Below are 23,142 nucleotides of genomic sequence, written 5' to 3' on the forward strand. Positions count from 1 at the left end.
AACCGCCGACATTCTGCTTGTAAGGCAGACGCTCTACCAACTGAGCTAAACGCCCTGAAATCTTTTCGCTGTCTGCGTTTGCGTCTCAGCGAGGAGGCGAATTAAAGCACAGGCTAAAACTCCGCGCAAGAGGTTGGTTTCACTTTTTTGCGTAATAGCCGGAATAAACGGATCGACTCCTTATGCAGACTGAATTTTGTCAGACAGGGGCGTGACGGATTCTTTTGCTGTCATGTATGATTGCCCGATTCGCTTAATCGGATGATGTGCATAATGAAGCCGACCTTTCTCGATTTTGAGCAGCCTATCGCCGAGCTCGAGAACAAGATAGAAGAGCTGCGATTCGTACAGGATGATTCCGTACTGGACATCTCTGAAGAGATCGCACGCCTGCAAAAGAAGAGTCTGGAACTGACCAAGACTCTATATGCCAAACTGTCCCCCTCGCAGATCTCGCAGGTGGCGCGCCACCCGCAGCGTCCGTATACGCTGGATTACCTGCGCAGCATCTTCACCGACTTTGAAGAGCTGCATGGTGATCGCGCGTTTGCTGATGATCCGGCAATCGTGGGTGGCCTGGCCCGCTTCAATGGCCAGCCAGTCATGGTGATTGGTCATCAGAAGGGCCGTGATACCAAGGAAAAGATTTACCGTAATTTCGGCATGCCACGCCCGGAAGGGTATCGCAAGGCATTGCGCCTGATGAAGCTGGCCGAAAAATTTGGCATTCCCATCATCACATTCATTGATACTCCGGGTGCTTACCCTGGTATTGGTGCGGAAGAGCGTGGCCAGTCCGAAGCGATTGGTCGCAACCTCTACGAGATGACGCGCCTGCGTGTCCCCATCATCTGTACCGTTATCGGTGAGGGTGGTTCCGGTGGTGCGCTGGCCATTGCGGTGGGTGATCAGGTGAATATGCTGCAATATTCAACTTATTCCGTGATTTCGCCCGAAGGCTGTGCTTCCATTCTGTGGAAAACGGCTGAGCGCGCATCGGAAGCAGCTGAAGCGCTGGGCATTACTGCCAACCGTCTCAAAACACTGGGACTGATTGATCGCGTCATCAATGAGCCAGCAGGTGGAGCTCATCGTGATCATGCACAAATGATGAATGCCATGAAGCGCGTGATTCAGGAGCAATTGAAAGACTTTGCCAATCGGCCGATTGATGCACTGCTCAAAGAGCGCTTTGATCGTTTGATGAGTTATGGACGCTTCAAGGAAGATGCAGCCTGATCTGCTTGAACATGTATTAGCCAACTGGCCGGACGAATTGTCCGGCCTTTGTGCTTTTGAGCTTGGCCTCAGCGGTGGGCTGGACTCCATGGTGTTGCTCTCCCTGCTTGCGCGTGCCCGGGCACACCGCCCAGGCCTGCAGGTGTCTGCGGTGCATGTTCATCACGGCCTCAGCCCGGCTGCGGAAGCCTGGGTGCAACACTGTCAGCAGGTTTGCGCCCAATGGAACATTCCACTACGCGTTGTTCGTGTGCTGGTTGATCGCAACGCTCCGCAAGGGATTGAAGCCTATGCCAGGCAATTGCGCTATGAGGCCTATCAGCAAACAAAGGCCGATGTGGTGGTGCTGGCGCAGCATCTGGATGACCAGGCGGAAACCGTACTGCTCCAGTTGTTACGTGGCGGTGGGGTAAGGGCTTTGGCTGGCATGCCGGTATTGCGGCAACTGGCCGACAGGCCGCTGTGGCGTCCTCTATTGCAATTCACCCGCCAGCAACTGGAGCAATATGCCAGTGAGCATGCGCTGGCCTGGGTGGAGGATGATAGCAACCACGATCTGAGCTATCGGCGCAATATGCTTCGTCATCGCATCATGCCCTTGCTGCAGCAGCATGTTCCCGCTTATCGGCACCAAATCGCTCGTTCCGCCTGGCATATGGCGCAGGCTACCCAATTGCTGGATGAGGTGGTGGCTGGCGATTTGTCTGCCTGCCTGACGGCGGATGGCCTGGCAGTGGCACCGCTACTTGCATTGTCCGAGGTTCGGCAGGGCTTTGTCATGCTGGCCTGGTTGCAGGAGAGGGGGTTGCAAGGGGTTGCCCCGAATCGATTGCAAGAGTTCCTGCGACAATTGCGCCACGCGGGTGCTGAGGCGCATCCTTCTTTGCAGTTGGATGGAAGGGTTTTGTTGCGCTATCGGCAGTCTCTCTATTTGGTGACCCAGCTCAAAAATGTGCCAGATAGTCCGATCAGGCTGGATGCAGTCTCGCTGGAAAATACCGTTTGCTCACCTGACTGGGCTGGGAGCTTGCGGTGGAAGGACGGCGGGGGCTTGTCAATGGATGTCATTGCCGAAGGTTTGGTACTGCAACCCCGTCTGGGTGGAGAGTTGCTGATGCAGCCATATGGCCGCAAGGAAGTGCGCAAGCTATTGCAGGAGGCGGGAATGCCCCCGGTTTTGCGCAAGCAATGGCCGCTGCTTTATTCTGCTGAAGGCAAGCTGCTGGCAGTGCCTGGCGTCGCGGTAGCAAGTGATTGTTTTGATCCCGGCGGCTTTTGGCCTGAATGGGTGCCAGAAATGAAAAAAGCGCCTTGAACAAGGCGCTTTTTCTTATGCAGCTTATGATTAATCCCGATCGCCGCTGAAGGCCAGCAACAATTGCAGCAGGCTGGTAAAGAGATTGTAAATGCTGATGTAAATGGACAGGGCGGCCGAGACATAGCTGGACTCACCGCCATCCACCACCACCTTGACTTGCCACAGGATCATCAGCGAGCTGAACAAGGCAAAGGCTGCAGCAATGGCCAGTTGTACGCCGGGCATTTGCAGAAAGAGGTTGGCAACAACAGCCACCATCAGCACGATGGCTCCTACGGTCAGGAAATTGCCCAGTGCTGACAAATCACGTTTGGTCGTGCTGGCAATGCCTGCCATCACGATGAAAACCAGAGCAGTTGCCGCACCGGCTGTCATGATGAGCTGGCCGCCATTGCTGAAGCGCAAGGCAAATTGCAGCAAAGGCCCCAGCAGCAGGCCCATCATGAAGGTAAAGCCCAGCATCAGGAACACACCCAGCGAATTATTGCGGTTTTTTTCGATGGCAAAAACCAGGCCATAAAATACTGCCATGATGGCCAGCATGCCCATGATGGGGCTGGCAGCCATGAAGGCAAAGTTCAGGTGGGTGCCAATCAGTGCGCCCATGACCGTGGGGATCATCGAAAGACCAAGCAAGCCATAGGTGTTGCGCAGAATCTTGTTCCGCGACAGGTTGGCGGTGCTGGTTTGGTAGGTATTGTGCAGATCTGGTTGCATGCTGCGCTCCCTTTGTGTGTTTATACTGCGTCAGTGTGTGCTCAAGGCGATGTGCCTGCATTCTGACACGAAACCGTGTGTTTGGTTCATTCCGGATGGCTTGAAAGATGGGCTGTCCTGCGGTATAGTTCGGCCTCCTTTCGGGTAGCAATATCCTTGTTGCCCAATTGTGCGAGCGTGGCGGAATTGGTAGACGCACTGGATTTAGGTTCCAGCGCCGCAAGGCGTGAGAGTTCGAGTCTCTCCGCTCGCACCATCAGATAGATGAACAGTTTTATATTGTTTTCTGTTTTCTCTATATATTTCCGTCTGCTTCAAATTCAAGCTGCGACTTTCCCATTGGATGCATTTGCGCATCTTCATCAACTGAAGGGGCTTTATCCATTTGTCATGACTTCCATCGTGCAGAGGTCTCGCTGGATGGTATCTTTGGATGTTTTCCCGGCTTGGACTCTTGATGGATGAGATCTTCCCTAGAGGGCATGGCTGCGTGTGTATCAGCAAGCCGTGCTATGATCGCTGGTTTGTTCCCCTTTCCTTACACCTGACTGAATATTAGGTAAACCATAAGGGCTCTGACTTGATTATGAATCATTCCATTATTGGGCGTGCCCTGCTGTTGGGTGCGTTGTTGCTGTCTGGTGTTGCGCATGCCGAAACGGAAGATATTCCTTTGCCGGGTGATGTGCAAAATGCACCAGTCAAGACGATAAACTCATCGACTCGTCATGAGCGTGCGGGAGGTGTGGCAAAGCGCGCTGGTGCAGAGCGTCGGTCGGCAAAACACGTCAAACGAAATGGCCATGCTCATGCCAAGCGAAAAGCCGTGAAGCTGCGCAGGGGTGATGGCGGGGTCGTTAAAGTGCATAAGGCCAAAGTTTTGACTAAGCATACGGCAGCCGATTCATCGCATGCCAAGAAATACAAATCACATAAACCAAGCAAAAACAATAATATAAAAAAGAGCACAAAAAAGAAGAGTAAAAAAATGCACTGAGCCTCTTGCCAATTAGAAGGCAGAACGCTATATTGCAGCCCTTCGCCGGTGTAGCTCAGTTGGTAGAGCACCTGACTTGTAATCAGGGGGTCGCGAGTTCGATTCCTGCCGCCGGCACCAAATACTACGGGCCTTGTAGAGATACAAGGCCCGTTTTGTTTGCTTCGCAATCGCCATTTTGCTCCGCAAAGCTACCGGGTTGGTCCAACTTTGTCGCCCTTGCGGTTGCGCACATACTGTTCGGTCATCTTCACCGACGAGTGGCCCAGCTGCTTCTGTGCCTGGCGGATGTCGCCAGCAGATTCCGCCTTGTCTGTCCCGGCCTTGGCCCGCAAATCGCGAAACTGAAAAGCCAGAATCGCCTTGGCCAGTTCCGGGTTCAGTTCGGCAGCCAAATCCCGCGCTTTCTCAAATCGCCCACGCAGTCCGCCACGCGTCAACGGTTGCCCGTTTTCCTTCACGATCAGTTTCAGCGAGTGGAATTTGTAGCCGGCCTTGCTCCGGGCAATGCGAGCGAGCAGGGCGGCTAACTCCCCCTCGATGGAAATGCGCAGCTTCTTCCCGGTTTTCTCCTGGGTCAGCCAGATAGCACCTTCCTTGATGTCATGTTCTGACAGCGCAATGGTGTCGCTTGGCCGCTGACCAATCAGGTAAGCCAGGTCCATGGCATCCTTCAAGGCCTGATCCCCGGCGTTGTATACCGCCAGATAAACATTGTCCTCGATGTACACATCCCGGCCGCGCTCGGAATTACCATCTACCCCGGCGCACGGATTGGCCCGGTCGGTATAGCCCCACTGGCGCGCCATGTTCCACATGTGGGAAAGCAGCGCTTTTTCGCGATTGGCTCCCACCCGCGCTTCCTTGCTGCGGCGGTCCATGTACATGCGCACGTGTACCGGGTCGATGTCCTCCAGGGGGGCCGGCGTGGGGCTGCAAAAGAAGGCCATCAGGTTCTTCAGCTGCCGCAGGTTCTCTTCCTGGGTTTTGTGCGCCTTTAGTGGAATCACTTCCCGCGCATAGCGCTCGGCCAGGTCCTTGATGGTGGGGCGAGCGCAGGCCGGTATCTTGCTGGCCTCCAGCTCGGCCCAGCGTTCCACGGCCAGCACATAATCAGACCCCAGCGGCATTTCTTTGCGCGGCTTGCCGCCCAGGTCAAAGTAGTAATAAATCTTGCCGCTACGCTGCCGGCGGGCACGCATGCCCTTCGGCAGGTTCAGGTTAACGGTCGGTTTGCGTCCCATTGCCCAGTTCCATTCAGATGGCTGGCTGCCATTTCTGTTTCGATGCCTCACCCGCGCCATGGCCTTCCACCGCCGCACGGGTCACAATCGGCGTCCCTGCCGGGTTCACCCGGAAAGCCACGCCCATGCTGCGCAGCGCTTCCACCTGCTTGCGCTTGATGGTGTAGCCAGTCAGTTGCGCCACCTCCTCGGTGGTCAGGAATAGGGGCGTCATGTCGTTGCTTCCTGTGTGGTTGTTAGTGAAAACAGCGTCTGGATGTCCCGGCCCGGTGCTTGCTTACCGCTGGCAGAATATTTGCCATGCTGTTGCTGCCACTTTCGGAACCTGTCCATTGCCAAGGGCTTTAATTCGGTCCATCCGATTGGCCACCCCATTAGCCACTCGACCCACGTCGGGTTCAGCTGGCCACCGTCCGCAGCCATAACCGCATGGTCCAGTCTGTCGTTGCTGCGGTCTGCTCCTGATTTCCTGGTCAGCGAACCGGGGCTGCTGCCCTTGGCCATGCTGGCAACCGGTGTCGGCCATGTCCGCTTTTTCATTGCTGCACGAGAATTGCTCCCGCCATCCAGGCCACGTGTCAGAGGCGTCGGCCACTGCTTCACTGCGCTTGCCAGTCCCCATCCGGCTGATTTGCTGCTCCCGGGCCGGTTGTTGTTCCCGCACACCGTTGGCGTGGGCCACAATCCATGCTCGATCGCGCTGATGGGGCGCTCCGCAGTCGGATGCCGATACACAGCCCCATTGCGCGTCATACCCCATTTGGGCAAGGTCACCGAGGACCACGGCAAGTCCTCTTCCCACAAGCAGTGGGCTGTTTTCCACGAAGACGAAACGGGGTCGAACCTCACTGATGATTCTGGCCATCTGGCGCCATAAGCCAGAGCGTTCCCCGTGAATCCCTTTTCCTGCGCCGGCCGCGCTGATGTCCTGGCAAGGAAACCCGCCCGAAACCACGTCAACAAGGCCGCGCCACGGTCTGCCGTCAAAACTGCACACGTCAGACCAAATCGGGAAAGGCGGGAGACATCCATCATTTTGTCGTTGCGCCAGAACCTGTGCGGCGTAGGCATCACGCTCAACGGCGCAGACGGTGCGCCATCCCAGCAGGTGGCCTCCGAGTATTCCGCCACCAGCGCCAGCGAAAAGAGCCAGCTCATTCATTCTCCCTCCTGTTTCAATTGATCCCAGCGCGCCCACATCGCCATGCGCCGCGCATCCAGCTGCTGGAAACGCTCCAGCTGGGGCTGGTAGGCACCCCGGCTCATCAGCCGGTCACACACGCACACGGCGGCGCTGGCCATGGCCTCGCGGGTTTCCATCACGTCTTTCATCACCATCGCCATCAGCGCCCGGCGGTCCGGGCCAAACTCTTGCTGTTGCATGCTCACCCCCTGCCGCCGGTGCGGCTGATGTGGTTCATGGATGCCGTCCACTGCGCAGCGGCGGCTGAATGGCTGGCCAGCTGTTCGGCAATGCTCTTGCTGCTGCCGCCTGGTGCTTTCCATGTGCGGCTGGCATTCGGACGTTCGCGGCGCGGCGGTTTGCCCAGCGCAGCGGCTTTGATTGCGGTGATCTGTTCCACGCCCGGCTGGGCGGCAACTTCGGCAAAGCGCTTGGCCACGCGCTTCTGGCTGGCTTTCAGCGCCAGCTTTTGCAGGGTGGCGGCGCGTACCTGCTGGGCCTCAATGCCGGATTCCTGCACCCAGGCATTCACCGAAGCCATGAAGCTGGTCAGGTCGGCATCGCGGGCCTGCCGGATGCGGCGCAGTACCGCTTCACCGTTGGCCATGCGCCAGCGCTCGTTGTCCTGGCGCTCTTTCAGCTGTGCCGGTGGCAGGTAGCTGTCATCTACCGGGCGGATGGCGGCGCGGCAATCCGACTCGGATATTTCCTCCATCCACCGCAGGTGGTCGTCCAGGGTGGCCTCCGGCGCGGTATTGGCCGGGATTTGCAATTCCGTAGAGTTATTGACACCAGTCCAAGGGGCGCTTTCGCGCCCTAACACCGTCTCGCCGCGTTTGATGGTCCATTCATGCAGTCGGGTGACCGCCAATTGGCCGCTGGAAACCTCAACCACCCCAAAGGCCCGGCGCTGGCCCGGCTCGCCGTAGCGGTTGGTGGCCGGCTTGCTGTCCTTGGCCATTTGCAAGGGCATGTCGGCGCGGCGCATTTCGTGGCCACCCATCACCTCGACAAAGCGACGCCAGTTGCCGGTATCTGCCGCACTGGCCGCCAGCATCAGCACGTCCTCGGCACCCTGCTGCTGGTAGTCAAAGCGGCGCAGCTCGCGCCACACGCCCACTGGCGGGCCACCCACCTGCTGAAACTGGCGGATGCCCCAGGTGGCCGCCCAGGCATCCACCCGTTGGGCCGTCAGCCGGGCATCGCGCCCCTTGGCATCCTCGGCCGCCTCGTAGTCCTCGCCCACGCTGTGGCCGTCCTGGCGCGCGCCGTCGATGTTCTTGCTGATGTACTTGGCGATGTAGCCGGCAGCCGTGCCCCGGCTCCAGTCGATGGCCTTGAAATGCACCCGCGCGGAAACCTGCTGCCACACGCCGCGGCCCGGCTTGGTCCAGAAACCGGCCTCGGTCTGGATGGTGGAGGCAATATCGGTCAGCGTGCCGGCCTGGCCTGCCTGTCTGCGCAGGCGTGCCAAGGCGTGGGCCTCGGTCTTGGTCTGCACATAGTCCAGCCCCAACTCCTCGCGGCACTCGCGCACGGCGTAGCGGGCCACAATGCGGCGGAAACCGGCCACATGGTCCGGGTGCATGAAAAACAGGCCGTGATAGTGCGGGGTGCCATCGTGGTGCGGCTCCGCCACGCGGAACCCGAAAATGCGGATCTCGGCCCGGTCCAGCGCCGCCATGATTCGTCCCCACACCCCGCCCAGGTACTGCGCGGCATCACGCGGGGTACTGTGGCCGTCGTAGTTGGGGTTCTTGCTGCCGGACTTGGCGCGGAAGGGGTGGAAACGGCTGGGTGCGGTCAGGGTGATGAACTCCCCGGCATAGCCCAGCCCCACGGCGATATGCTCGAAGCCGGCAATACGCACCATCAGCTCCGCCCGGCGGATGGCCGGGTTGGCCATGCCCATGTCCGCCACGTCTGCCAGGGTGAAGGACTCGCCCAGCTCGTTGATGGCGGTCAGCGCCTCCAGCAAGGCACGGTTGCGGCGCTTTTGCATCTGGCGGCGCTGCACGCTGTCGTGGCTGCAATACAAGGCGCGGTGGCGCTGCACCAGCCCCAGCGAGATGGACAGCGCCTCCACCCGGCGGCCATTCACCCGGCGCAGGTTACGCCGCCACCACAGGCTGCACGCTGCGCGGCGGGCAATGCCGTCATCGGTCCGCCCGTCTGGCAGGGCCAGGCCATAGCGCTGGAAAAACCCCTCCAGCCGGGCCGGGTCGGCCCCGTCCAGCAGCAGGCGGTCCGCCTCTGCCGCCCGCGCCTTGGCAAAGTCCACCAGCTCCATTTCGCTGGCACTCATGGCCAGCGCATCGGCGGGAAACAAGGCCACCAGCTGCGCCGCCCAGGCATTGGCTGCGGCATGGCGCGGGTCCTCCGCCGCCCAGAACGGCCCGCGCTGCGACGGGTCATTGCGCATGGCCAACCAGGTGCGGCGAATGGCCCGCGCCAGATGCCGCGGGAAATGGCCAAAACAATGCCGCGCCTGGCTGTCTGGCAGCCAGCTGGCATTCGGCAACAAGGGGTACTTGATGGCCCGCAAATCGTCATGGCGCAGCACGCCCTGCATCAGCGCCTGCATCATGCCGCCCTCGTCAGCGGGCTGGCCGTGCTGGCGTCCGGCACCGGTGCGGCCTCGCCACCGGCCAGCAGCTTGTGGCTGGCCCAGCGCGACACCGCCACCGTCTCCGCCAGCTCGTGGTACAGCCGGCCGGCGGCAATCTGCGCCAGCGCCATGCTGTTGGCCTTGATGCCATGCAGCGCCAACTGGGTGTCGATGGTGGCCAGCAGCGGCACCAGGCTGTGCAGCGCCGCGCCCAGCTGTGCAATGGCCTCCAGCTGGTGCGGGCGCAATACCAGCGCCTGCAAGGCCGCTGTACTGTGCAGTGCCGGGGCGGCCACTGGCCGGGCCGGGGCCAGCCCCTGCGGCTGTGCCGCCTGCCGGGCGGCCACCTGCTGCGCCAGCGCCTGCTTGGCCAGCAAAAACTCTGCATAAGCGTCCATGTCACGCTCCTGTCGGCAAATACAGCTGCAACAGCACCAGCGCCAGCAACAGCAGCGCCACCCAGCCCAGCGCCCGCCATTCCCAATGTACCGTGGGCGACGGCGGCGCAGGCTGCGGTGCCGGGCTGTAACAGCGGCTTCCATCGTGCAAATCCACTCGGCGTAAGGGCATGGCAAGGCCTCCTCGGTTTTTTGGGCGTAGCAGGGCCCCGTGGGCCGCGCGGGCTCACTTTGCATGGGGGCGGGTTGTTAACGGGGTGGGGCTTAGTCGATGCCCAGCGGCAGCTGCCGCTCTGGCTCATTGCGGCGCGCTGCGCGGTAGCTATCGAAAGCGCGCTGGCGCTCCGCAGCTGGCGACATCGGCAGTTTTGCCTGGTGCAGCTCCGGCGCCAGCAGGCCATCGGCCAGCCGCGCCGTCCACTCCAGCAAGCCGCGCAGCTGCACGCCACACACCTTGCACTGGCCGTACACCTCGCGGGTGGCGGCCGTCTGGGCGCGGCTGCTGCGGGTAATCAGCGCGGACTCGCCGCAGGCCGGGCAGGAAGGGGCAGTCATGACTTGGCATCCTTGCAAAACACCTGAAAGGTGAGGTGGTTCATCTGGGTGACTTTGGTGCAAATGCCGTGGCGTACCGCCTCCAGCCGCTGGCGTTCCTTCGGGTCCACCTCGCCATCGCGGGTGGCCTCGCGCCACTCGCGCGCCAGCTTGCCCACCTGGTCCACCAGCTCCATGTACACGGTGTGGATTTCCTCCACGTCCACGCCATCCACGGACGGCAAGGGGATGAACACCCCGCCGGACTCCGCCGCCACCGCCTCGGCAAACAGGGTGGTGCTGCTGAAAGCCTGCATCTGCAAGGCCTCGTGCACATCCACCCGCTGGCCCTTGCGCTCGTACACGCGGTTTTCCAGGCCGTCCTTGCTCAGGCCTATGGCAGCGGCCATGGCCGCCCAGCCGCCCGGCATTGCGCGGCACATCTGCTGAAAGCAGTGGCGAAGATCATCCATTTCCCATTTACCTGTGTGACACAATGCGAAACGATCAGGCTTTTGCATCAAGCCAGTGCGACAACTGCGCCAGCGCCAGCCTGCGTTGCACCGTGTTGCCGCACTTGGCAAAGTACCTGGCGGCATAGGGCAGGGCTTGCGGGCGGTGGCGCTGCACGTATTTCAGCGCGTACTGCATGGTGTGGGCGTGGTTCACCGGAAATCCTCCTGAGTGGTGGTGTTGCGTGGGATAACCATGGACTACAGTGGATCAAGCCACCGTAGCGCCTTCTGCCGGGCTGACATAGCGGGTGGACGGGTGGCACACCTGCTCCAGCCACACCGGCAGGCCGGCAAGGTAAATCTCGCGCGACAACGCGCCGTGGGTAATGCCGTAATCCCGCGCCAGGCTGTCCAGCTGCTCCCGTTCGGCCGGTAACAGCCGCATGGCAATCTGACGGTGATCGACGCCCGCCGGCGCGCGGCGGCGTGGTTCTTTGCTGACGGACATAAGTACCTCCATGTAGGATGTTTCTCTGTGTGTGATACAAGCAAATTCTTTCCTCGAAAGCTAGGAAAGTCAAACGTGAGTACCTATGAAATTAGGCATTGGTGACCGCCTTAGAGAAGAGAGAAATCGCCTTGGTTTGAACCAGACAGAGGCGGCAAAGGCAGCAGGGATAGGGTTTTCGACATACCAGACCTATGAAGCTGGTGAGCGATGTCCGAATGCGGAGGCGCTGGCCAGGTGGGCAGGCTCAGGTTTTGACATCCTGTACGTAGTGACAGGTACACGAAACAACAGCGCACTCAGTGGCGAGCAAACCGCGCTGCTCGGTCTGTATGGTCAGATCGATGAAAGGCTGCGCCCGGCGGTACAAGCCAGCTTGCAGGCACTGGCACAAACCAAACTCTGAATTTTCCCCCCGCAGGACGTCCCCAAAAGCCCAGCCATGCAGCTGGGCTTTTTGACTGTGTTACACAACCGGACCGCATGGCACTTTGCTCCAAACCAATACAGGAGCCATGCCATGGAGTTGCGCTTTCGCTACCGCAAACCGGACGGTGAGGAGGTGGATGCTGTTCTCATCAACTGGCGTGAAGATGGTCGCTATTTGCTGGGGTTCAATCCGGAGGCAGGCCAGCCGCGTACCTACCGCAAGGACCGGGTGGTGGCCTACCAGGATGGCTGCGAGCACGCATTGCGGCAACCGTTTGAGCCACCGCCTCCAGTGGTGCAACACGCGCCGCGGCGGCCCGAAATACTGTTTACCGGCTTTACTGCGGCACAGCGCAGGCAGCTGGAGTCCTATGCGCTTGCATCTGGTTTTCAGGTGGTGAAATCGCCAACCCAACAGCTGGATTACCTGTGCTGCGGACCCAATGCCGGGCCGACCAAAATTGCAAAAGCCAGGCAGAGCGGCGCATGGTTGCTTGAAGCGGGTGACTTGGTCACGCTGGTGAAAACGGGTGAATTACCCGAGCGGAGCGCGCCTGATCTCATTCCAACAGAGAAGGATGACGATGCTGGTAGTGCACTGCGTGAGCAGGCTGCGCCCCAGGTCATCCAGACAGTAAGGAGCAGGGAGGACGACGATGTCGACTATGCCCCGTTTCTGTACGGCAATGTGCTGCCTGTCCGTCATCCCTTAAGCTTTCTTTACCCGATGGGGCAGGGTAGTTGTACTCGTGTTTGCCTGGGTGAATGGCTGGAATATCCACGGCATGTGGAAGGCTGGCTGGATGGCCGCAGCCACTTCTTTGACAAGCGCGACATGCTGTTTCTGGATGGCAGTTTCAGCTTGTTACAAACCCCATTTGTCCCAGCGCTCATGGCCAGCGATGCGATCGAGGTGTGGTTTGATCTACCCAAGGCGGCGTTGCCTGCCATGCACAAGCGAGTGGCCGGAAAATCCATGCCGCGTGTTATCGAACGGCGTAGCTTCACCAAGCAGTTGGCCATTCTGGTGTATGACACGGCTATTTCAGAACGCTTATGGCGCAAATGCATGGCCAAGGGCGTGGTGTGTTGTGAGAGCCGGGATTTCCTTGCATGGCTGGATGGGCAGGCACTCCATGCCCCCATCGCGCCGGACCTGTCAGGCCAGCGCGTGCCCGTTGAACTCCCCAAGCGGGATGAGGATGGCCACTTTGTCGGGTGGTATTTTCAGGTGGGCAGGGCGCATTTCAGCAGCTTGGATGTTTCACTGCAAAAGCAGGCAAGCGGGCCCGGGCAATGGACGCGCGGCGCAATCCCGGACTTCGGCTTTGCCGCAGGGGATGTATTCAACTCCAGATTTGCGCCCGCAAACAGCTTTCAGATTGAGTCTGTGGCCTCCGGTCATTATGGATGGGTTGTGTTGAAGCAACGGATCAGTGCCAGAGAAAGCAAATTTTGGCGTTGCCGCAAGTTTGCGTTGCCTCATTTTCTTCAATCAGGTAAGTACGCATTGCTAATTCAGATGTCTGAGGTTGCACGATTTTAAGTAATACACGATAAGTGAACTAAATTTCAAAAAGATAGGTATTTTGTGATGTCGAAGAAGCATAGTTTTATGATTTCCCATGGAAAATTAGAGCAATATTCTTACTAATAAAATTAAAAGTAGTGATGTTGATTTTGGTGTGGATGTGAGAGTAAATAATTTTACCGAGCAAAAATTTTTTAAATCACCTTTTTTTTATAAATTGACGTTTTCTATGTTTTAAAATTGATTGTTTGGTTGGCTGTATCGTCTGGCTGTTTGTGATCGGCGTTGAGAGTAGGTGGGTTTCAATGATATCTTTTCTTAGTTTTCCTAGTGCCGTATTTTTGTAAGAAAATGGAATGCTAATGTTAATGCCAAGACTTACGTAGTCTTGCATTGTAATGTTAATCACACTTAAGTTGGTGTGAGATCTACCTAATATTGATCTGCAGATCGAGTAAACGCTATTGGCAACGTCTGCGCGAGTGTTGTACCTGGTCTCAAGATTGAAAGTTTTCACGCTGTTGTGCGATATGGTCTTATGTGGTTCTATGATTTTTGGTCTGAGAAGATTCAAGCCATTTTTGGAAATTTCGTAATTAAAATCGAGGTCGAACTTAATTAACTCAAGATCACGCAATGGATTTAAGTGTTGATTTTTGTAAAAATCTTCATCGTGTTTTAGTTTGCAATTGCATTCGTTACAGCATGGAATCAGGTTTCCAAGGGTTAGTGCTAAGAAGGGGAATCTACCCTTGTCGTAGAAGTGATCTAACTCTGGTCTTTGATTTTTATTTGGATATTTTCCAAATTGATCTGGGGTGTTTATTTCATACTGTGGAATTGGTGTTATATGGCAGTATGGACAAATTTCATATTTAAGCCTCCTGCACAAATCATACGCCCACCATGATTTTTTTTTAACAATAAAATTGTCATAGCTAAATACTGATTTGAATATATTATTCATATTAGCTTGTTGAATGATGTCGTAGTTTTGCAAGAAATCGTCAATGCAACTTCTTAAATCTAATTTGCCAGTTGATAATATATAATCTTCGTTTCTTTTGATGAAATCTTGAGCTTCTTTTAAATTATGCCCCCTCACCTTTTTAGTTAGAATCGTATCAATTTTCATGGTGAGAAATCTATTGTGTTTAGTTGATGCTTTTTCCCATACGTCGTGCATGTTAATTATCATTTTTGTATTCCTTGCTCAGGATCCTAGATAAAATAGGGTCGCCAATTTCTCCTAGCAGTCGATTTGCATTGTCTTGATTTGTTTTTATTTTGTTAATCAAGTCAATTGATTTTAACCCAAGTGACGTATTGCCAAATGTGTGCTGCATTAACATTTCAATTGGAGCTGCCAATGTGGGCGAGGTTACTGGGTAATCCAGGCTTAGAATTGCATCGCGTGTGAATTCTGAAGCAATGACAGGGGAGTGAGTTGATATCACAATCGATATGCTTTCAAGTTCAAGATTTGACTTGGTTTTTGTTAAAAAAAATTCAATAAATTTTATATATTTTAGTTGCCAGTCCATGTGTAGAAATGAATCGCCTTCGTCAATTAAAAATAATAAATTTTGATACCCTTTTCTTTTTAATCTGCGAGCAGCTATCTGTAACTTTCCAAGTTGTGTAGAAAGTTGTTGCAGGCCTGATGGCAGGAATGCGGGTTTTAATGTAAATCCTAAGCCAGAAGCTAAGATTTCATTAGTCTGGTAGTCCTCTTTTGGGTGAAGTACGACGGACCAGTTGTCTATTTCACCATTGAATAGATAGAATAATCTGGTTATTGTTTTAATTGCATTGTTTAAGTCTGGTAGAGTAATATCTACCATCATTATATTGCTTCCGATTTCATGTCTAAATATTTCATAAAAGAAATAATCTAGTAAATTTTCACGTTCATGTAATGGGGTGGTCTTGTAGGTTTGCTCAAGGGCGACTAATTTTATCATGTAGTCGCTCTTTTCAATTTTATTTGCAAAATTGTAATATCTAAGTATTATTTCATTCTCTAAATGATCAAATTCGACATTGCTAATACTGTCTTTGTTGGAAAGTTCGTATTCATTTAAATTAAGTGTTTTTACAATAAATTTGTATAGCCCGGTGTCGATGTTTGATTTAAGTAATATATCTATGCATCTTGATGCTAAATGTTTAAGCACTGTTTTTTTGTAAAAAATTTGACTTGCATTTGATGTGTAAGTTCTTGATTGGGTTAATTCAAATGTATCAGAAATTGATTCGTAAATTTTTTCTGAAATTTTGCCCAGTCCTATTGATTTGCAGTTGATAAAATTATTCTGAATTTTGCTTGGAATTTGTGTTGGTGTGCATGAGTAATAAATAATGCCAATTTCTTCATTTATTAAATTGAAGCCTTGCCATATGTTAGCCTTTCCGATGCAAATCTTATGCATTAAATTGGTTTTGCCAGAGCCATTTTTCCCAATTACCAATGCCATGCCATCTAAGGTTGAAAATTCAGATGATAAATTATCAAATCCAATGCTAAAGTTCTCAACTTCAATTGAGGATATTGTCATATTAAATTATATTCCTTTTCGATTTTGATGGTTTTGATGCCTGCACCACGCCAATGGCACGGATGAAGGTGCCTGCATAGGAGAACACCAGGTCACCTGGGCTGGTGCGGGGTAGATTGAGGTAGGTTTGGTTGCTGCCGCCATTGCTATTTGTTTTGAGGGACCAGATATAGCCGCCGTCTACTTCGTTCTTGTAGGTTTGCTTGTGATTGACCCACCAAAATTCCATATGCCTTGCTTTTGTCCTTGTTGATACCATTGGTATGGTAATGGCGGCGTCATGTACAGGCCAAGCGGTTTCAGTCTTTTGGTGTAGTGAGGGCTGGGTGGTGTCGGTTTGATGTTGCAGCTGAACTTGTCCCAGGTGTTCTGCTCTGATTTATTTTCATGACATCAGGGCAGTGCCCAGGAGGCAGGATTGACCACGATTGCAGAGGTAACACCGGCCATTGTGGCCTTGTGGCTGGAGAGGCCGCCGGCGCAACGCCGGCGGATTGATGTGCAGGGTTTTATCAATGCACTACAGCAGAGCCATCCCCATTTATTGCAGCCGCTCAAGCGTGGGAGGGGCCGGCCGCTTTACGACCCGATGATGTTGTTGTTGGCTGCACATTTTCCCGCATAGTCCCACGCTGTCATTGCCGCGGCGCAGATTTCACGTGGGCCGCAAATCAGCAGGATGTCTGCCGGGCGTGCATCCGGGCTGGTAAGTTGGAGCAGGGCGGTGTTGAAGGCGGCTTGCAGGGCGGGGCTGCCGTACAGGCTGATGTGGCTGACGATTTTGGCGGCCTCGAACCAGTTGTGGCAGTAGTCCGGGTGGAGAAACCAAGGCGCGTCGCGGCTGCTGGCCGGGATCTGCCAAAAGCGGCTGGCGATGGCTTCGTTCAAAGCTGCGTCAGGCAGGGCAAGGTAGGTGGCAAGGGGCATGGCAGGGGCTTCCGGGTAAAGCCTTACTGTAGGGTGTGCGGCGTGCCGAAGCGGGGTGGGGTGGTTGTGTGCTGGAGTGGTACAAACAAAAAGCGCCTGGGTGGGCGCTTTTTTGTTTTGTTGGCTCAGTTTTTTTGCGTATGGCAAAACCCGATAAATGCCATTGTGATAGGCTTGGTTTGTTCAGATTCCATGGCACCTGCATGGCAGGGGTGGCCAACACAATGTGGCGGGGAGCGTTATGTTTGCAAAAGGCATCAAGATTTCATGGTGGTACGCCACCGAGTACATCAATATTGATCTGGACAATCTGTCCAGCGGAACGAGCATTACTTCTACCCGCGAGTGGTGGCCCGATGAGCGCCGGATGGTGACTTACCACACCGCCAGCCAGGTTTCCCAAGCTGCGGACGGTAGCTGGGTGCTGGAGATTACCTATTCAAAAGAAAACAATCCGGGTGATTTTTGGGCATACCCATGTTGGGGCGTCTCTACCATTGTGATACCGCCTGGGGCGGATAGCGGGTCGGCTTCGTGGTTCAGCTATGCCGGTGAAGAAAACAATGGCACGGTCACCTGGACCCGTTTGGGCGGTTTGCTGAAGGAAAAGAAGCGGGTGAGAACCACCAAGCTGGAACGCGAGCAAACCCAGTTCCGCGCGGCTTTGCTGAGTATGGATAATTGTTGCGCCATTACCGGTGAAGATACCGAGCGTGCGCTGGATGCGGCGCACATCATTCCTTCTGCCGAGGGTGGGGCGGAGGTTGTGGAAAACGGCATCCTGCTGCGGGCGGATTTGCACCGGCTGTACGACGAGCACCTGTTTGTGATCCAGCCGGATGGCTGGGTGAAGGTGATCGGGGATTTGTCGAACGACTACCGTGCCTTACTGCATGGGAAACGCTTGACCCAAACGGTATTGAGCAGGGTGCAGCAGGCTCTGGAAACCTCTGGCCGGCCAGCCTAAAGCAGCCTGATTGGCACTTGTGCTTTGCCAAGTCGGTGTAAAAGGGGCGGGCGTCGTTAAAAGTCGAGCTGCTCCGGCGTCTGCCCCAGCGCCTTGGCAATGTGCTTCAGATCGTCCGGGCTCGGCTTGTCGCTGCTTTCCTGCTGGCTGTAGGCCGATTGGGATATTTCCAGACGTGCGGCCACTTCTGCCTGGCTGATGCCCAGGTGTTCGCGCCAGGCTTTGACCGGGGTGGCACCCTCGACCACAGCCTGCATGACAGCGTGGGGCAGTGTGCTGTTGTGCGGTGACATGGCTGACCGCTCAGCCAATAAAGGTGGCCGGGCTCACGCCAAAGCGTTGCGACAGGGCTTTGACCTGGCGCAGGTTGAGTTCGCGCTTGCCGGTGAGGATTTCGGATACCACGCCCTGGCTGCCGATTTCCGGCAGGTCGCCCTGGCGCAGGCCGTGTTCCTGCATCAGAAAGCGCAGTGCGTCTACGCCGCTGGATTCCGGTTGCGGGTGGTGCTGGGCTTCGTAGTCGTGCACCAGGTCGCCCACCAGTTCGCTCAGTTCCCACAACGGGTGCTGGTCGTCACCTTCGGTACTTTCCCACAGCGCGTCCAGCAGTTCGCACATGCGGTCGTAGTGTGCGGCGTCCCGAATGGGGCGAATATCGGTAGCCTGGCTAAATGCCTGCCATGCAGGCAGCAGGGCGGCTGCATCAATTCGGGCATTCATGCTTTCCAGTCTCCTTTGTCGTACTGGGTGTGGGTGAGGACGGCTTTTACATAAACCAGCTGGCGGGGAAACTGCACATAGGCCACCAGGCGGTATTTGTTGCCGCCGATATTGAACACCATCAGTTCGCCCACCTTGTCCACACTGTTGAACGCCTGCTTGAGCGCGGAGAAGTGCGCGAAAGCGTTCTTTTCGATAATGCGGCGCCAGTCTTGCAAGGGCTGGTCTGCGGCAGGGTGGAGGGCAGAAAATTCGCGCAAGGCACGATTGCTGATGAGTTTCATGGCTGTATTGTTATCTCAATTTGAGATAGTGTCAATGTGGCTTAACTGTCCAATTCGTCCAGTTTCATTTCCAGTTCAATATCAGTCACCAGCCCACCGTCGCCCAGTGTATGGGTCAGCTTGTTGATGACCCAGGCCTGGCTGTCGATGACGGGCTTGAAGCCCACCACCCTGGCCGGTAGTTCGGTGAACAGTTCCGGCCTGCCTTCTGCCAGCTTGATGCTGAATTCCGCCGCGCCGCGTTGCAGCTTTTGCCATGCGGCTTTGGCGCCTTGCAGGGCGGTGGCTTCGCTGGCGTAGATGTGGCGCAGCACTTTGACATTGCTGGCGCTGGGTTCGATGCCCTGTTGCTGGATGGCGGCCAGCCTGGTGCGCTTGCTCTTTTTCCCCAGTTTGGTGACCGTGGCCCGGCGTTCAAAACGGGTGTTGGCGTCCACAATGACTTCCCCGCGCCGGGCGCGCTGGATGTCCTGCCACTGCGCCTTGACGGCGGTGTAGGCATTGCGGTCTGCCACGTTGAAACGGTGCTGGTCGCCACTGGCGCGGGTAATCAGGCAGGTGGGGAAGGGCTTGCCGCTGACGCTTTCCGCATCCCCGGCCTTGCAGACAATCAGCTTGCCATGCTTCACCGTGGCCACCAGGTCAAACCGGCGAGCCAGCCGGTTCAGCAAGTTGGCGTCGCTCTCGTTGGTCTGGTCGATGTGTTCCACCTTCTGGCGGGCGATCCAGTCCGGTATGGCGGCGGTGAGGTTGTTGGCCTTGGCGATGGCGCGCACGATGTCGCCCAGGGTGGTGCGGTGCCAGGATTTTTCCCGTTTTGCCGCCATGCCGGCGCGCAGGTCGGTGGCGCGGGCGCGCAGGGTGAGCGTGTCCGGTGTGCCGGTATGCTCTACCTCGTCCACGATATAGCTGCCCTTGTCTACCAGCGGCTGGCCAGCCCAGCCCAGCGCCAGCTTGAGGGTGACACCACGCGGCGGAATATCCAGCATGCCGTCCGCGTCATCCAGCACGATGTCCAGCTGGTCGGCCTCGAAGCCGCGGTTGTCGGTCAGGGTCAGGCTGATCAGCCGGTCAGCCAGGGTGCGGGTGATGTTTTTACCGTCCAGGGTCAGGGTGAAGGCGGGCTGCTTTGGCTGGGTGATGGCTTGCAGGCTGCCCAGCAGCTGGCCGGCCTGGTCCAGCACGGTGCTGGTGGAGGCAAGCAGGCTGTCGCTGAGGCGGTCCATCATTCTGCCAGCTCCAGCATGCTGCGGGTGATGGTGCCCAGCAGGTCCATCATGCTGACGTCTACCCGTTTCAGGGTGATGCTGAAGTCAATCTGCCGGGCCTTGCCGTCGCTGAAAAACGCGGTACGGCCCACGTCCAGCCCATCCATGATGAAAAAGCCATACATGGTGCCGGTGCCTTCCAGCAGCGGCCATGCCTTGCCCTGGTCGGCTTGCAGGCGCAGCAGGTCCAGTGCGCTATCGCCACCGGTCAGTTCCGGCAGCAGTACGCCGGACAGGGTGAAGGCTTCTTCGTCCTGCCCCAGAAACTGGTAGGCCGGCCGCAAGCCGACGCGGGGGTTGCTGGCCCAGCGCCAGCCATAGCGCTGCTTGAATTCCTGATAGGGCAGGGTTTCCATGTGGAATACGAACAGGCCAAAGGCCAGCATGGGTAAGCCAAGCATGTTATTTACCCGATCTCATGCGGTAGCAGCCCCCGCAGATATAGCCTTTGTTTCGCTCCACCCGGATGGCCTTGTCGTCGTACAGCACCTTCATGTCAAAGTCTTTGACGTTGGTGATTTTCATTTGCTGTAGCCCTTGCTGATTCAACCAGTTTTGCAAGTAAGGGAGCTGGGCGGCATCACCGGCACGTGCCGTAAACAGGCGTACATCCTCGCCGGCCGCTATCCAGTCCTTCACGCGCTGTAGCATTGGCAAGACAGGTTCACCAATGGCGTTGTCCATTGCGCCCTGGTATTTGGCGAGGGTTCCGTCCAGATCGACGGCAATCCATTTCTTTCCCATCAGTCACTATCCCCCCAGCGGCTGCGGCGGTTTGCCGCTTGTTGGTTTTGCTGTTTTGCCAGTTCCCGCGCCACAGCCTGGGCCAGTGCTTTTTCATTCATGCCCGGTGCGGCGTGGATGGTGATATTGATGGGGGCGGGTGCGGCCATGGCTGCCGCTGGTGGCGTGGCGCGCATCTGCCCGCGCTGGTCCAGCTGCTGGGCCATGACGGGGTTGGCCAGCCCCAGAGTGATGGCACCGGCGGCGGTCAGCCGTTTGGCGATGCCCAGCACGGCAGACAGCGGGCCATCCTGCCCAGCGGCAATGCCTTGTTGCAGTCCGGCCATGGTGTAGCCGCCCAGGCGGATTTCATCCGCAAGCAGTGCGAGCGTTACCACGTGGCTTTTATCGGGATTGATACCACCGGCCTGGGGACCGGAGTGTTTCAGCTGGTGCGTCAGTTCCGTCCGGATGCGATGGGGTTTCAGTACAGCCCGGAGGTGAAGACCCGTCTGGTGCTGAAGGCGCTGGATGTGATCAGCAATGGCCGTCTGGAGTTTGATGCCGGCTGCAATGATATTGCCGCGGCTTTTCTGGCAATCAGGAAAACCGTTACCGCGACCGGCAGTCGCATGACGTTTAATGCAGGCCGCTCGGAAGAAACCAGCCACGCTGACCTGGCATGGGCCACCATGCATGCGCTCTCTCACGAACCGCTGGAGGGCGTGACTGGCGCCAATTCCGGCTTCATGGAAATTTTCTGATGCTTGATACTCATGATTCCCTGGCGGTGGTGCCTGCCATGCAGGCTTTTACCTTTGGTGACCCGGTGCCGGTGATGGATAGGCGTGAAATCCTGGAGTACCTGGAGTGTGTCAGCAATGGCCGTTGGTATGAGCCGCCCATCAGTTGGGAGGGTTTGGCGCGCAGCCGGCATGCCTGCGTTCATCACGCCAGTGCGCTGACCATCAAGCGTAATTTGCTGGTGAAGGATTTCATACCGCACCGGCTGTTGAGTCGGGCGGACTTTTCGCGGTGGGTGTTTGATTTTCTGGTGTTCGGCAATGCCTACCTGGAGAGACGCAAGAATCGCCTGGGCGGGGTGCTGGGCTTGCAGCCGGCCTTGGCCAAGTATGTGCGGCGCGGGATTGATCTTGGCAGTTACTGGTGGGTGTCGGGGTATGACCAGGGCACGCCGCTGGGAGAGGTGTTTCACCTGCTGGAGCATGACATCAATCAGGAGGTGTACGGCTTGCCGGAGTATCTGGCGGCGCTGCAATCGGCCTGGCTGAATGAGTCGGCCACGCTGTTCCGTCGCAAGTATTACCTGAATGGCAGTCATGCCGGTTTCATCCTGTACATGACGGACCCGGCCAGTAGCGAGGAGGACGTGAACGCCTTGCGCAAGGCACTGCGGGACAGCAAGGGGCCGGGTAATTTCCGAAACCTGTTCATGCATGCGCCGAATGGCAAAAAGGACGGGTTACAACTGATCCCGATCAGCGAAGTGGCGGCAAAGGATGAATTTCTGGGCATCAAGAACGTGACGCGGGATGATGTGCTGGCTGCGCACCGGGTGCCGCCGCAGCTGCTGGGCGTGATTCCCAGCAATACGGGTGGCTTCGGTGATGTGACGAAAGCGGCTGAGGTCTTCCACGCTCATGAAATCCTGCCGCTGCAGGCTAAGTTGCAGGAGGTCAACGAGTGGGTGGGGGAGGAGGTGGTGCGGTTTAACGATGATCGACTTTAGGTGAAGTTAGTGTAAAAAGCAAAAACGCCCCTTGAGGGCGTTTATTTTTTAGAACAGACCTTTACCGCAATGTCGGACGATTGCTCGATCACGTTCGGTTGTCCAGATTGAATTATCGTACATGACCGTCAATGAACCATTTGCAGTTGGCTTAATGTCAACAATGTACATGATATGTGGGTGATTTGGCTGACCCACCTTCACAGAGTACCCACCATCACTACGAGGCTGGGAGATTGCGAAACCAGTCAGACCCACCTTGTCATAGCTCTCAAGGATGCATCCAGCAACTCTATTTGCCGGCATCTGGCTTGTCTCTTCAATGCTGGGCACGTTGTTTCTAATCTGGGTCGGGGTGGCGCAGGCTGTCAATGCCAAGACAGTGATGGAAACCAATAGCTTTTTCATAATGATTGAATGATTTTTAATTTAATCATTTGGCATTTTAGCATGCCGAAAGCGACAATGGTGAAGGGCAGGTGATCCTAGGCCATTCCACGAAGCATGCGCGGAAGTGAGTACCTCAATAGCGGTGCTTTCCGACATGAAGCCCACCCCAGCGCGCGCAATCGAAGCCCCGCCTCGCCCGCCCACTTAACGTGCCAGAAAACTTGCACCTGCATGATTGCCCCGTAAACGGCCCGTAGCAAGGCTTTTAGCTTGATGCTTGGCTTGTAAAAAGTCATGCGCATTGATGCGAAATGCGCATGATTTCATAGGAGGTCTAAGTGTCCAGTCCCGGACGATTGCTTACGCGCTTTTTGAATAAATCAGGCCGCTGCTT

Annotated in this window: 31 protein-coding genes and 2 tRNA genes; 10 read left to right on the forward strand and 23 right to left on the reverse strand. The window is 56.3% G+C overall.

Annotated elements, in window-relative coordinates; genetic code table 11:
• The first annotated feature begins 273 nt into the window (after positions 1-273).
• The gene (locus ACE3SE_RS20725) at positions 274-1,239 is read left to right on the forward strand and encodes an acetyl-CoA carboxylase carboxyltransferase subunit alpha (protein ID WP_131354324.1); all 966 of its coding nucleotides are present in this window, start codon (positions 274-276) and stop codon (positions 1,237-1,239) included.
• Positions 1,229-2,554, forward strand: coding sequence for a tRNA lysidine(34) synthetase TilS (tilS, locus tag ACE3SE_RS20730; RefSeq protein WP_374557949.1), 1,326 nt, complete (start codon positions 1,229-1,231; stop codon positions 2,552-2,554). Before ACE3SE_RS20725 ends, tilS begins: the two co-directional genes overlap by 11 nt.
• Before the next feature lie 30 nt (positions 2,555-2,584).
• On the opposite strand, the gene ACE3SE_RS20735 is transcribed toward tilS, so the two are convergent.
• Positions 2,585-3,274: a Bax inhibitor-1 family protein gene (locus ACE3SE_RS20735; protein ID WP_374557951.1), complete on the reverse strand. Its 690-nt coding sequence runs from the start codon at positions 3,272-3,274 to the stop codon at positions 2,585-2,587.
• A 171-nt stretch (positions 3,275-3,445) separates the two neighbouring features.
• On the opposite strand from ACE3SE_RS20735, the gene ACE3SE_RS20740 reads away from it, so the two are divergent.
• From ACE3SE_RS20740 to ACE3SE_RS20750, 3 genes are all read left to right on the forward strand, one after another.
• Positions 3,446-3,530 (forward strand) — tRNA-Leu (locus ACE3SE_RS20740).
• 330 nt (positions 3,531-3,860) lie between these two features.
• Complete coding sequence (locus ACE3SE_RS20745) at positions 3,861-4,271, forward strand: hypothetical protein (protein ID WP_374557953.1); 411 nt, start codon at positions 3,861-3,863, stop codon at positions 4,269-4,271.
• A 44-nt stretch (positions 4,272-4,315) separates the two neighbouring features.
• Positions 4,316-4,391, forward strand: a tRNA-Thr gene (locus ACE3SE_RS20750).
• A gap of 71 nt (positions 4,392-4,462) precedes the next feature.
• Here the strand turns inward: ACE3SE_RS20750 and ACE3SE_RS20755 are convergent.
• The 11 genes from ACE3SE_RS20755 to ACE3SE_RS20805 form a co-directional block, all read right to left on the reverse strand.
• Complete coding sequence (locus tag ACE3SE_RS20755; RefSeq protein WP_374557955.1) at positions 4,463-5,515, reverse strand: tyrosine-type recombinase/integrase; 1,053 nt, start codon at positions 5,513-5,515, stop codon at positions 4,463-4,465.
• Between the two features lie 13 nt (positions 5,516-5,528).
• On the reverse strand, positions 5,529-5,729 hold the full coding sequence (locus tag ACE3SE_RS20760; RefSeq protein WP_374557957.1) for a DUF4224 domain-containing protein: 201 nt from the start codon (positions 5,727-5,729) through the stop codon (positions 5,529-5,531).
• 63 nt (positions 5,730-5,792) lie between these two features.
• Positions 5,793-6,677 (reverse strand): DNA cytosine methyltransferase, encoded by an 885-nt coding sequence (locus tag ACE3SE_RS20765; protein ID WP_374557959.1) that lies wholly within the window; start codon positions 6,675-6,677, stop codon positions 5,793-5,795.
• Complete coding sequence (locus ACE3SE_RS20770) at positions 6,674-6,898, reverse strand: hypothetical protein (protein ID WP_374557961.1); 225 nt, start codon at positions 6,896-6,898, stop codon at positions 6,674-6,676. The genes ACE3SE_RS20765 and ACE3SE_RS20770 overlap by 4 nt, the downstream gene beginning before the upstream one ends.
• Before the next feature lie 2 nt (positions 6,899-6,900).
• A complete protein-coding gene (locus ACE3SE_RS20775; protein WP_374557963.1) occupies positions 6,901-9,285 on the reverse strand; it encodes a replication endonuclease in 2,385 nt (794 codons plus the stop codon).
• Positions 9,282-9,704 (reverse strand): hypothetical protein, encoded by a 423-nt coding sequence (locus ACE3SE_RS20780; protein ID WP_374557965.1) that lies wholly within the window; start codon positions 9,702-9,704, stop codon positions 9,282-9,284. Before ACE3SE_RS20780 ends, ACE3SE_RS20775 begins: the two co-directional genes overlap by 4 nt.
• 1 nt (position 9,705) lies before the next feature.
• A complete protein-coding gene (locus ACE3SE_RS20785) occupies positions 9,706-9,876 on the reverse strand; it encodes a hypothetical protein (RefSeq protein WP_374557967.1) in 171 nt (56 codons plus the stop codon).
• 92 nt (positions 9,877-9,968) lie between these two features.
• Positions 9,969-10,259: an ogr/Delta-like zinc finger family protein gene (locus ACE3SE_RS20790; protein WP_374557969.1), complete on the reverse strand. Its 291-nt coding sequence runs from the start codon at positions 10,257-10,259 to the stop codon at positions 9,969-9,971.
• A complete protein-coding gene (locus ACE3SE_RS20795; protein ID WP_374557971.1) occupies positions 10,256-10,711 on the reverse strand; it encodes a YmfL family putative regulatory protein in 456 nt (151 codons plus the stop codon). Before ACE3SE_RS20795 ends, ACE3SE_RS20790 begins: the two co-directional genes overlap by 4 nt.
• Before the next feature lie 34 nt (positions 10,712-10,745).
• Positions 10,746-10,907 (reverse strand): hypothetical protein, encoded by a 162-nt coding sequence (locus ACE3SE_RS20800; protein ID WP_374557973.1) that lies wholly within the window; start codon positions 10,905-10,907, stop codon positions 10,746-10,748.
• Between the two features lie 54 nt (positions 10,908-10,961).
• On the reverse strand, positions 10,962-11,201 hold the full coding sequence (locus tag ACE3SE_RS20805; protein WP_374557975.1) for a hypothetical protein: 240 nt from the start codon (positions 11,199-11,201) through the stop codon (positions 10,962-10,964).
• 85 nt (positions 11,202-11,286) lie between these two features.
• Here ACE3SE_RS20805 and ACE3SE_RS20810 point away from each other — a divergent pair, with 85 nt between their 5' ends.
• Positions 11,287-11,607, forward strand: coding sequence for a helix-turn-helix domain-containing protein (locus tag ACE3SE_RS20810; RefSeq protein WP_374557977.1), 321 nt, complete (start codon positions 11,287-11,289; stop codon positions 11,605-11,607).
• Between the two features lie 114 nt (positions 11,608-11,721).
• On the forward strand, positions 11,722-13,176 hold the full coding sequence (locus ACE3SE_RS20815; protein WP_374557979.1) for a BRCT domain-containing protein: 1,455 nt from the start codon (positions 11,722-11,724) through the stop codon (positions 13,174-13,176).
• Positions 13,177-13,360: 184 nt separating this feature from the next.
• Here the strand turns inward: ACE3SE_RS20815 and ACE3SE_RS20820 are convergent, their stop codons facing one another.
• The 4 genes from ACE3SE_RS20820 to ACE3SE_RS20835 form a co-directional block, all read right to left on the reverse strand.
• Positions 13,361-14,347 (reverse strand): hypothetical protein, encoded by a 987-nt coding sequence (locus tag ACE3SE_RS20820; RefSeq protein WP_374557981.1) that lies wholly within the window; start codon positions 14,345-14,347, stop codon positions 13,361-13,363.
• Position 14,348: 1 nt separating this feature from the next.
• Positions 14,349-15,719, reverse strand: a complete 1,371-nt coding sequence (locus ACE3SE_RS20825; RefSeq protein WP_374557983.1) for an AAA family ATPase — start codon at positions 15,717-15,719, stop codon at positions 14,349-14,351.
• A 1-nt stretch (position 15,720) separates the two neighbouring features.
• Entirely contained in the window at positions 15,721-15,948 is a 228-nt protein-coding gene (locus ACE3SE_RS20830; RefSeq protein WP_374557985.1) for a hypothetical protein, read from the reverse strand.
• 350 nt (positions 15,949-16,298) lie between these two features.
• Positions 16,299-16,646, reverse strand: coding sequence for a hypothetical protein (locus ACE3SE_RS20835; protein ID WP_374557987.1), 348 nt, complete (start codon positions 16,644-16,646; stop codon positions 16,299-16,301).
• Between the two features lie 241 nt (positions 16,647-16,887).
• Between ACE3SE_RS20835 and ACE3SE_RS20840 the strand changes: the two genes are divergently transcribed.
• Complete coding sequence (locus ACE3SE_RS20840; RefSeq protein ID WP_374557989.1) at positions 16,888-17,613, forward strand: HNH endonuclease; 726 nt, start codon at positions 16,888-16,890, stop codon at positions 17,611-17,613.
• Positions 17,614-17,669: 56 nt separating this feature from the next.
• Here ACE3SE_RS20840 and ACE3SE_RS20845 read toward each other — a convergent pair whose 3' ends face one another.
• From ACE3SE_RS20845 to ACE3SE_RS20875, 7 genes are read right to left on the reverse strand one after another with little or no spacing between them, the layout of a single operon-like run.
• Complete coding sequence (locus ACE3SE_RS20845; protein WP_374557991.1) at positions 17,670-17,906, reverse strand: helix-turn-helix domain-containing protein; 237 nt, start codon at positions 17,904-17,906, stop codon at positions 17,670-17,672.
• Between the two features lie 10 nt (positions 17,907-17,916).
• On the reverse strand, positions 17,917-18,333 hold the full coding sequence (locus tag ACE3SE_RS20850) for a helix-turn-helix domain-containing protein (RefSeq protein ID WP_374557993.1): 417 nt from the start codon (positions 18,331-18,333) through the stop codon (positions 17,917-17,919).
• Positions 18,330-18,617: a type II toxin-antitoxin system HigB family toxin gene (locus tag ACE3SE_RS20855; RefSeq protein WP_374557995.1), complete on the reverse strand. Its 288-nt coding sequence runs from the start codon at positions 18,615-18,617 to the stop codon at positions 18,330-18,332. Before ACE3SE_RS20855 ends, ACE3SE_RS20850 begins: the two co-directional genes overlap by 4 nt.
• Before the next feature lie 41 nt (positions 18,618-18,658).
• The gene (locus tag ACE3SE_RS20860; protein WP_374557997.1) at positions 18,659-19,846 is read right to left on the reverse strand and encodes a phage late control D family protein; all 1,188 of its coding nucleotides are present in this window, start codon (positions 19,844-19,846) and stop codon (positions 18,659-18,661) included.
• Entirely contained in the window at positions 19,843-20,286 is a 444-nt protein-coding gene (locus ACE3SE_RS20865) for a phage tail protein (protein WP_374557999.1), read from the reverse strand. Before ACE3SE_RS20865 ends, ACE3SE_RS20860 begins: the two co-directional genes overlap by 4 nt.
• Position 20,287: 1 nt before the next feature.
• The gene (locus ACE3SE_RS20870) at positions 20,288-20,629 is read right to left on the reverse strand and encodes a hypothetical protein (protein WP_374558001.1); all 342 of its coding nucleotides are present in this window, start codon (positions 20,627-20,629) and stop codon (positions 20,288-20,290) included.
• Complete coding sequence (locus ACE3SE_RS20875; protein ID WP_374558003.1) at positions 20,629-21,006, reverse strand: hypothetical protein; 378 nt, start codon at positions 21,004-21,006, stop codon at positions 20,629-20,631. The genes ACE3SE_RS20870 and ACE3SE_RS20875 overlap by 1 nt, the downstream gene beginning before the upstream one ends.
• Here ACE3SE_RS20875 and ACE3SE_RS20880 point away from each other — a divergent pair, their 5' ends adjacent.
• Together ACE3SE_RS20880 and ACE3SE_RS20885 are read left to right on the forward strand one after the other, a co-directional pair.
• Positions 21,007-21,372 carry a phage terminase large subunit family protein gene (locus tag ACE3SE_RS20880; RefSeq protein WP_374558005.1) on the forward strand — a complete coding sequence of 122 codons (366 nt, stop codon included), beginning with the start codon at positions 21,007-21,009 and terminating at the stop codon, positions 21,370-21,372.
• Positions 21,372-22,358 carry a phage portal protein gene (locus ACE3SE_RS20885; protein ID WP_374558007.1) on the forward strand — a complete coding sequence of 329 codons (987 nt, stop codon included), beginning with the start codon at positions 21,372-21,374 and terminating at the stop codon, positions 22,356-22,358. The genes ACE3SE_RS20880 and ACE3SE_RS20885 overlap by 1 nt, the downstream gene beginning before the upstream one ends.
• Positions 22,359-23,142: the final 784 nt, after the last annotated feature.

This window comes from Aquitalea pelogenes (assembly GCF_041914625.1).
Taxonomy (GTDB): domain Bacteria; phylum Pseudomonadota; class Gammaproteobacteria; order Burkholderiales; family Chromobacteriaceae; genus Aquitalea; species Aquitalea pelogenes.

Bases quoted from the DNA above. Each gene is read 5' to 3' on its own strand.
- tilS (WP_374557949.1), top strand. From the start codon at position 1,229: ATGCAGCCTGATCTGCTTGAACATGTATTAGCCAACTGGCCGGACGAA.
- ACE3SE_RS20870 (WP_374558001.1), bottom strand. From the start codon at position 20,629: ATGGGAAAGAAATGGATTGCCGTCGATCTGGACGGAACCCTCGCCAAA.
- ACE3SE_RS20835 (WP_374557987.1), bottom strand. From the start codon at position 16,646: ATGCCCCTTGCCACCTACCTTGCCCTGCCTGACGCAGCTTTGAACGAA.
- ACE3SE_RS20770 (WP_374557961.1), bottom strand. From the start codon at position 6,898: ATGCAACAGCAAGAGTTTGGCCCGGACCGCCGGGCGCTGATGGCGATG.
- ACE3SE_RS20840 (WP_374557989.1), top strand. From the start codon at position 16,888: ATGTTTGCAAAAGGCATCAAGATTTCATGGTGGTACGCCACCGAGTAC.
- ACE3SE_RS20790 (WP_374557969.1), bottom strand. From the start codon at position 10,259: ATGACTGCCCCTTCCTGCCCGGCCTGCGGCGAGTCCGCGCTGATTACC.
- ACE3SE_RS20820 (WP_374557981.1), bottom strand. From the start codon at position 14,347: ATGCACGACGTATGGGAAAAAGCATCAACTAAACACAATAGATTTCTC.
- ACE3SE_RS20760 (WP_374557957.1), bottom strand. From the start codon at position 5,729: ATGACGCCCCTATTCCTGACCACCGAGGAGGTGGCGCAACTGACTGGC.
- ACE3SE_RS20850 (WP_374557993.1), bottom strand. From the start codon at position 18,333: ATGAATGCCCGAATTGATGCAGCCGCCCTGCTGCCTGCATGGCAGGCA.
- ACE3SE_RS20830 (WP_374557985.1), bottom strand. From the start codon at position 15,948: ATGGAATTTTGGTGGGTCAATCACAAGCAAACCTACAAGAACGAAGTA.
- ACE3SE_RS20780 (WP_374557965.1), bottom strand. From the start codon at position 9,704: ATGGACGCTTATGCAGAGTTTTTGCTGGCCAAGCAGGCGCTGGCGCAG.
- ACE3SE_RS20785 (WP_374557967.1), bottom strand. From the start codon at position 9,876: ATGCCCTTACGCCGAGTGGATTTGCACGATGGAAGCCGCTGTTACAGC.
- ACE3SE_RS20805 (WP_374557975.1), bottom strand. From the start codon at position 11,201: ATGTCCGTCAGCAAAGAACCACGCCGCCGCGCGCCGGCGGGCGTCGAT.
- ACE3SE_RS20860 (WP_374557997.1), bottom strand. From the start codon at position 19,846: ATGATGGACCGCCTCAGCGACAGCCTGCTTGCCTCCACCAGCACCGTG.
- ACE3SE_RS20725 (WP_131354324.1), top strand. From the start codon at position 274: ATGAAGCCGACCTTTCTCGATTTTGAGCAGCCTATCGCCGAGCTCGAG.
- ACE3SE_RS20775 (WP_374557963.1), bottom strand. From the start codon at position 9,285: ATGATGCAGGCGCTGATGCAGGGCGTGCTGCGCCATGACGATTTGCGG.
- ACE3SE_RS20795 (WP_374557971.1), bottom strand. From the start codon at position 10,711: ATGGATGATCTTCGCCACTGCTTTCAGCAGATGTGCCGCGCAATGCCG.
- ACE3SE_RS20815 (WP_374557979.1), top strand. From the start codon at position 11,722: ATGGAGTTGCGCTTTCGCTACCGCAAACCGGACGGTGAGGAGGTGGAT.
- ACE3SE_RS20745 (WP_374557953.1), top strand. From the start codon at position 3,861: ATGAATCATTCCATTATTGGGCGTGCCCTGCTGTTGGGTGCGTTGTTG.
- ACE3SE_RS20845 (WP_374557991.1), bottom strand. From the start codon at position 17,906: ATGTCACCGCACAACAGCACACTGCCCCACGCTGTCATGCAGGCTGTG.
- ACE3SE_RS20825 (WP_374557983.1), bottom strand. From the start codon at position 15,719: ATGACAATATCCTCAATTGAAGTTGAGAACTTTAGCATTGGATTTGAT.
- ACE3SE_RS20755 (WP_374557955.1), bottom strand. From the start codon at position 5,515: ATGGGACGCAAACCGACCGTTAACCTGAACCTGCCGAAGGGCATGCGT.
- ACE3SE_RS20765 (WP_374557959.1), bottom strand. From the start codon at position 6,677: ATGAATGAGCTGGCTCTTTTCGCTGGCGCTGGTGGCGGAATACTCGGA.
- ACE3SE_RS20810 (WP_374557977.1), top strand. From the start codon at position 11,287: ATGAAATTAGGCATTGGTGACCGCCTTAGAGAAGAGAGAAATCGCCTT.
- ACE3SE_RS20885 (WP_374558007.1), top strand. From the start codon at position 21,372: ATGCTTGATACTCATGATTCCCTGGCGGTGGTGCCTGCCATGCAGGCT.
- ACE3SE_RS20735 (WP_374557951.1), bottom strand. From the start codon at position 3,274: ATGCAACCAGATCTGCACAATACCTACCAAACCAGCACCGCCAACCTG.
- ACE3SE_RS20855 (WP_374557995.1), bottom strand. From the start codon at position 18,617: ATGAAACTCATCAGCAATCGTGCCTTGCGCGAATTTTCTGCCCTCCAC.
- ACE3SE_RS20865 (WP_374557999.1), bottom strand. From the start codon at position 20,286: ATGCTTGGCTTACCCATGCTGGCCTTTGGCCTGTTCGTATTCCACATG.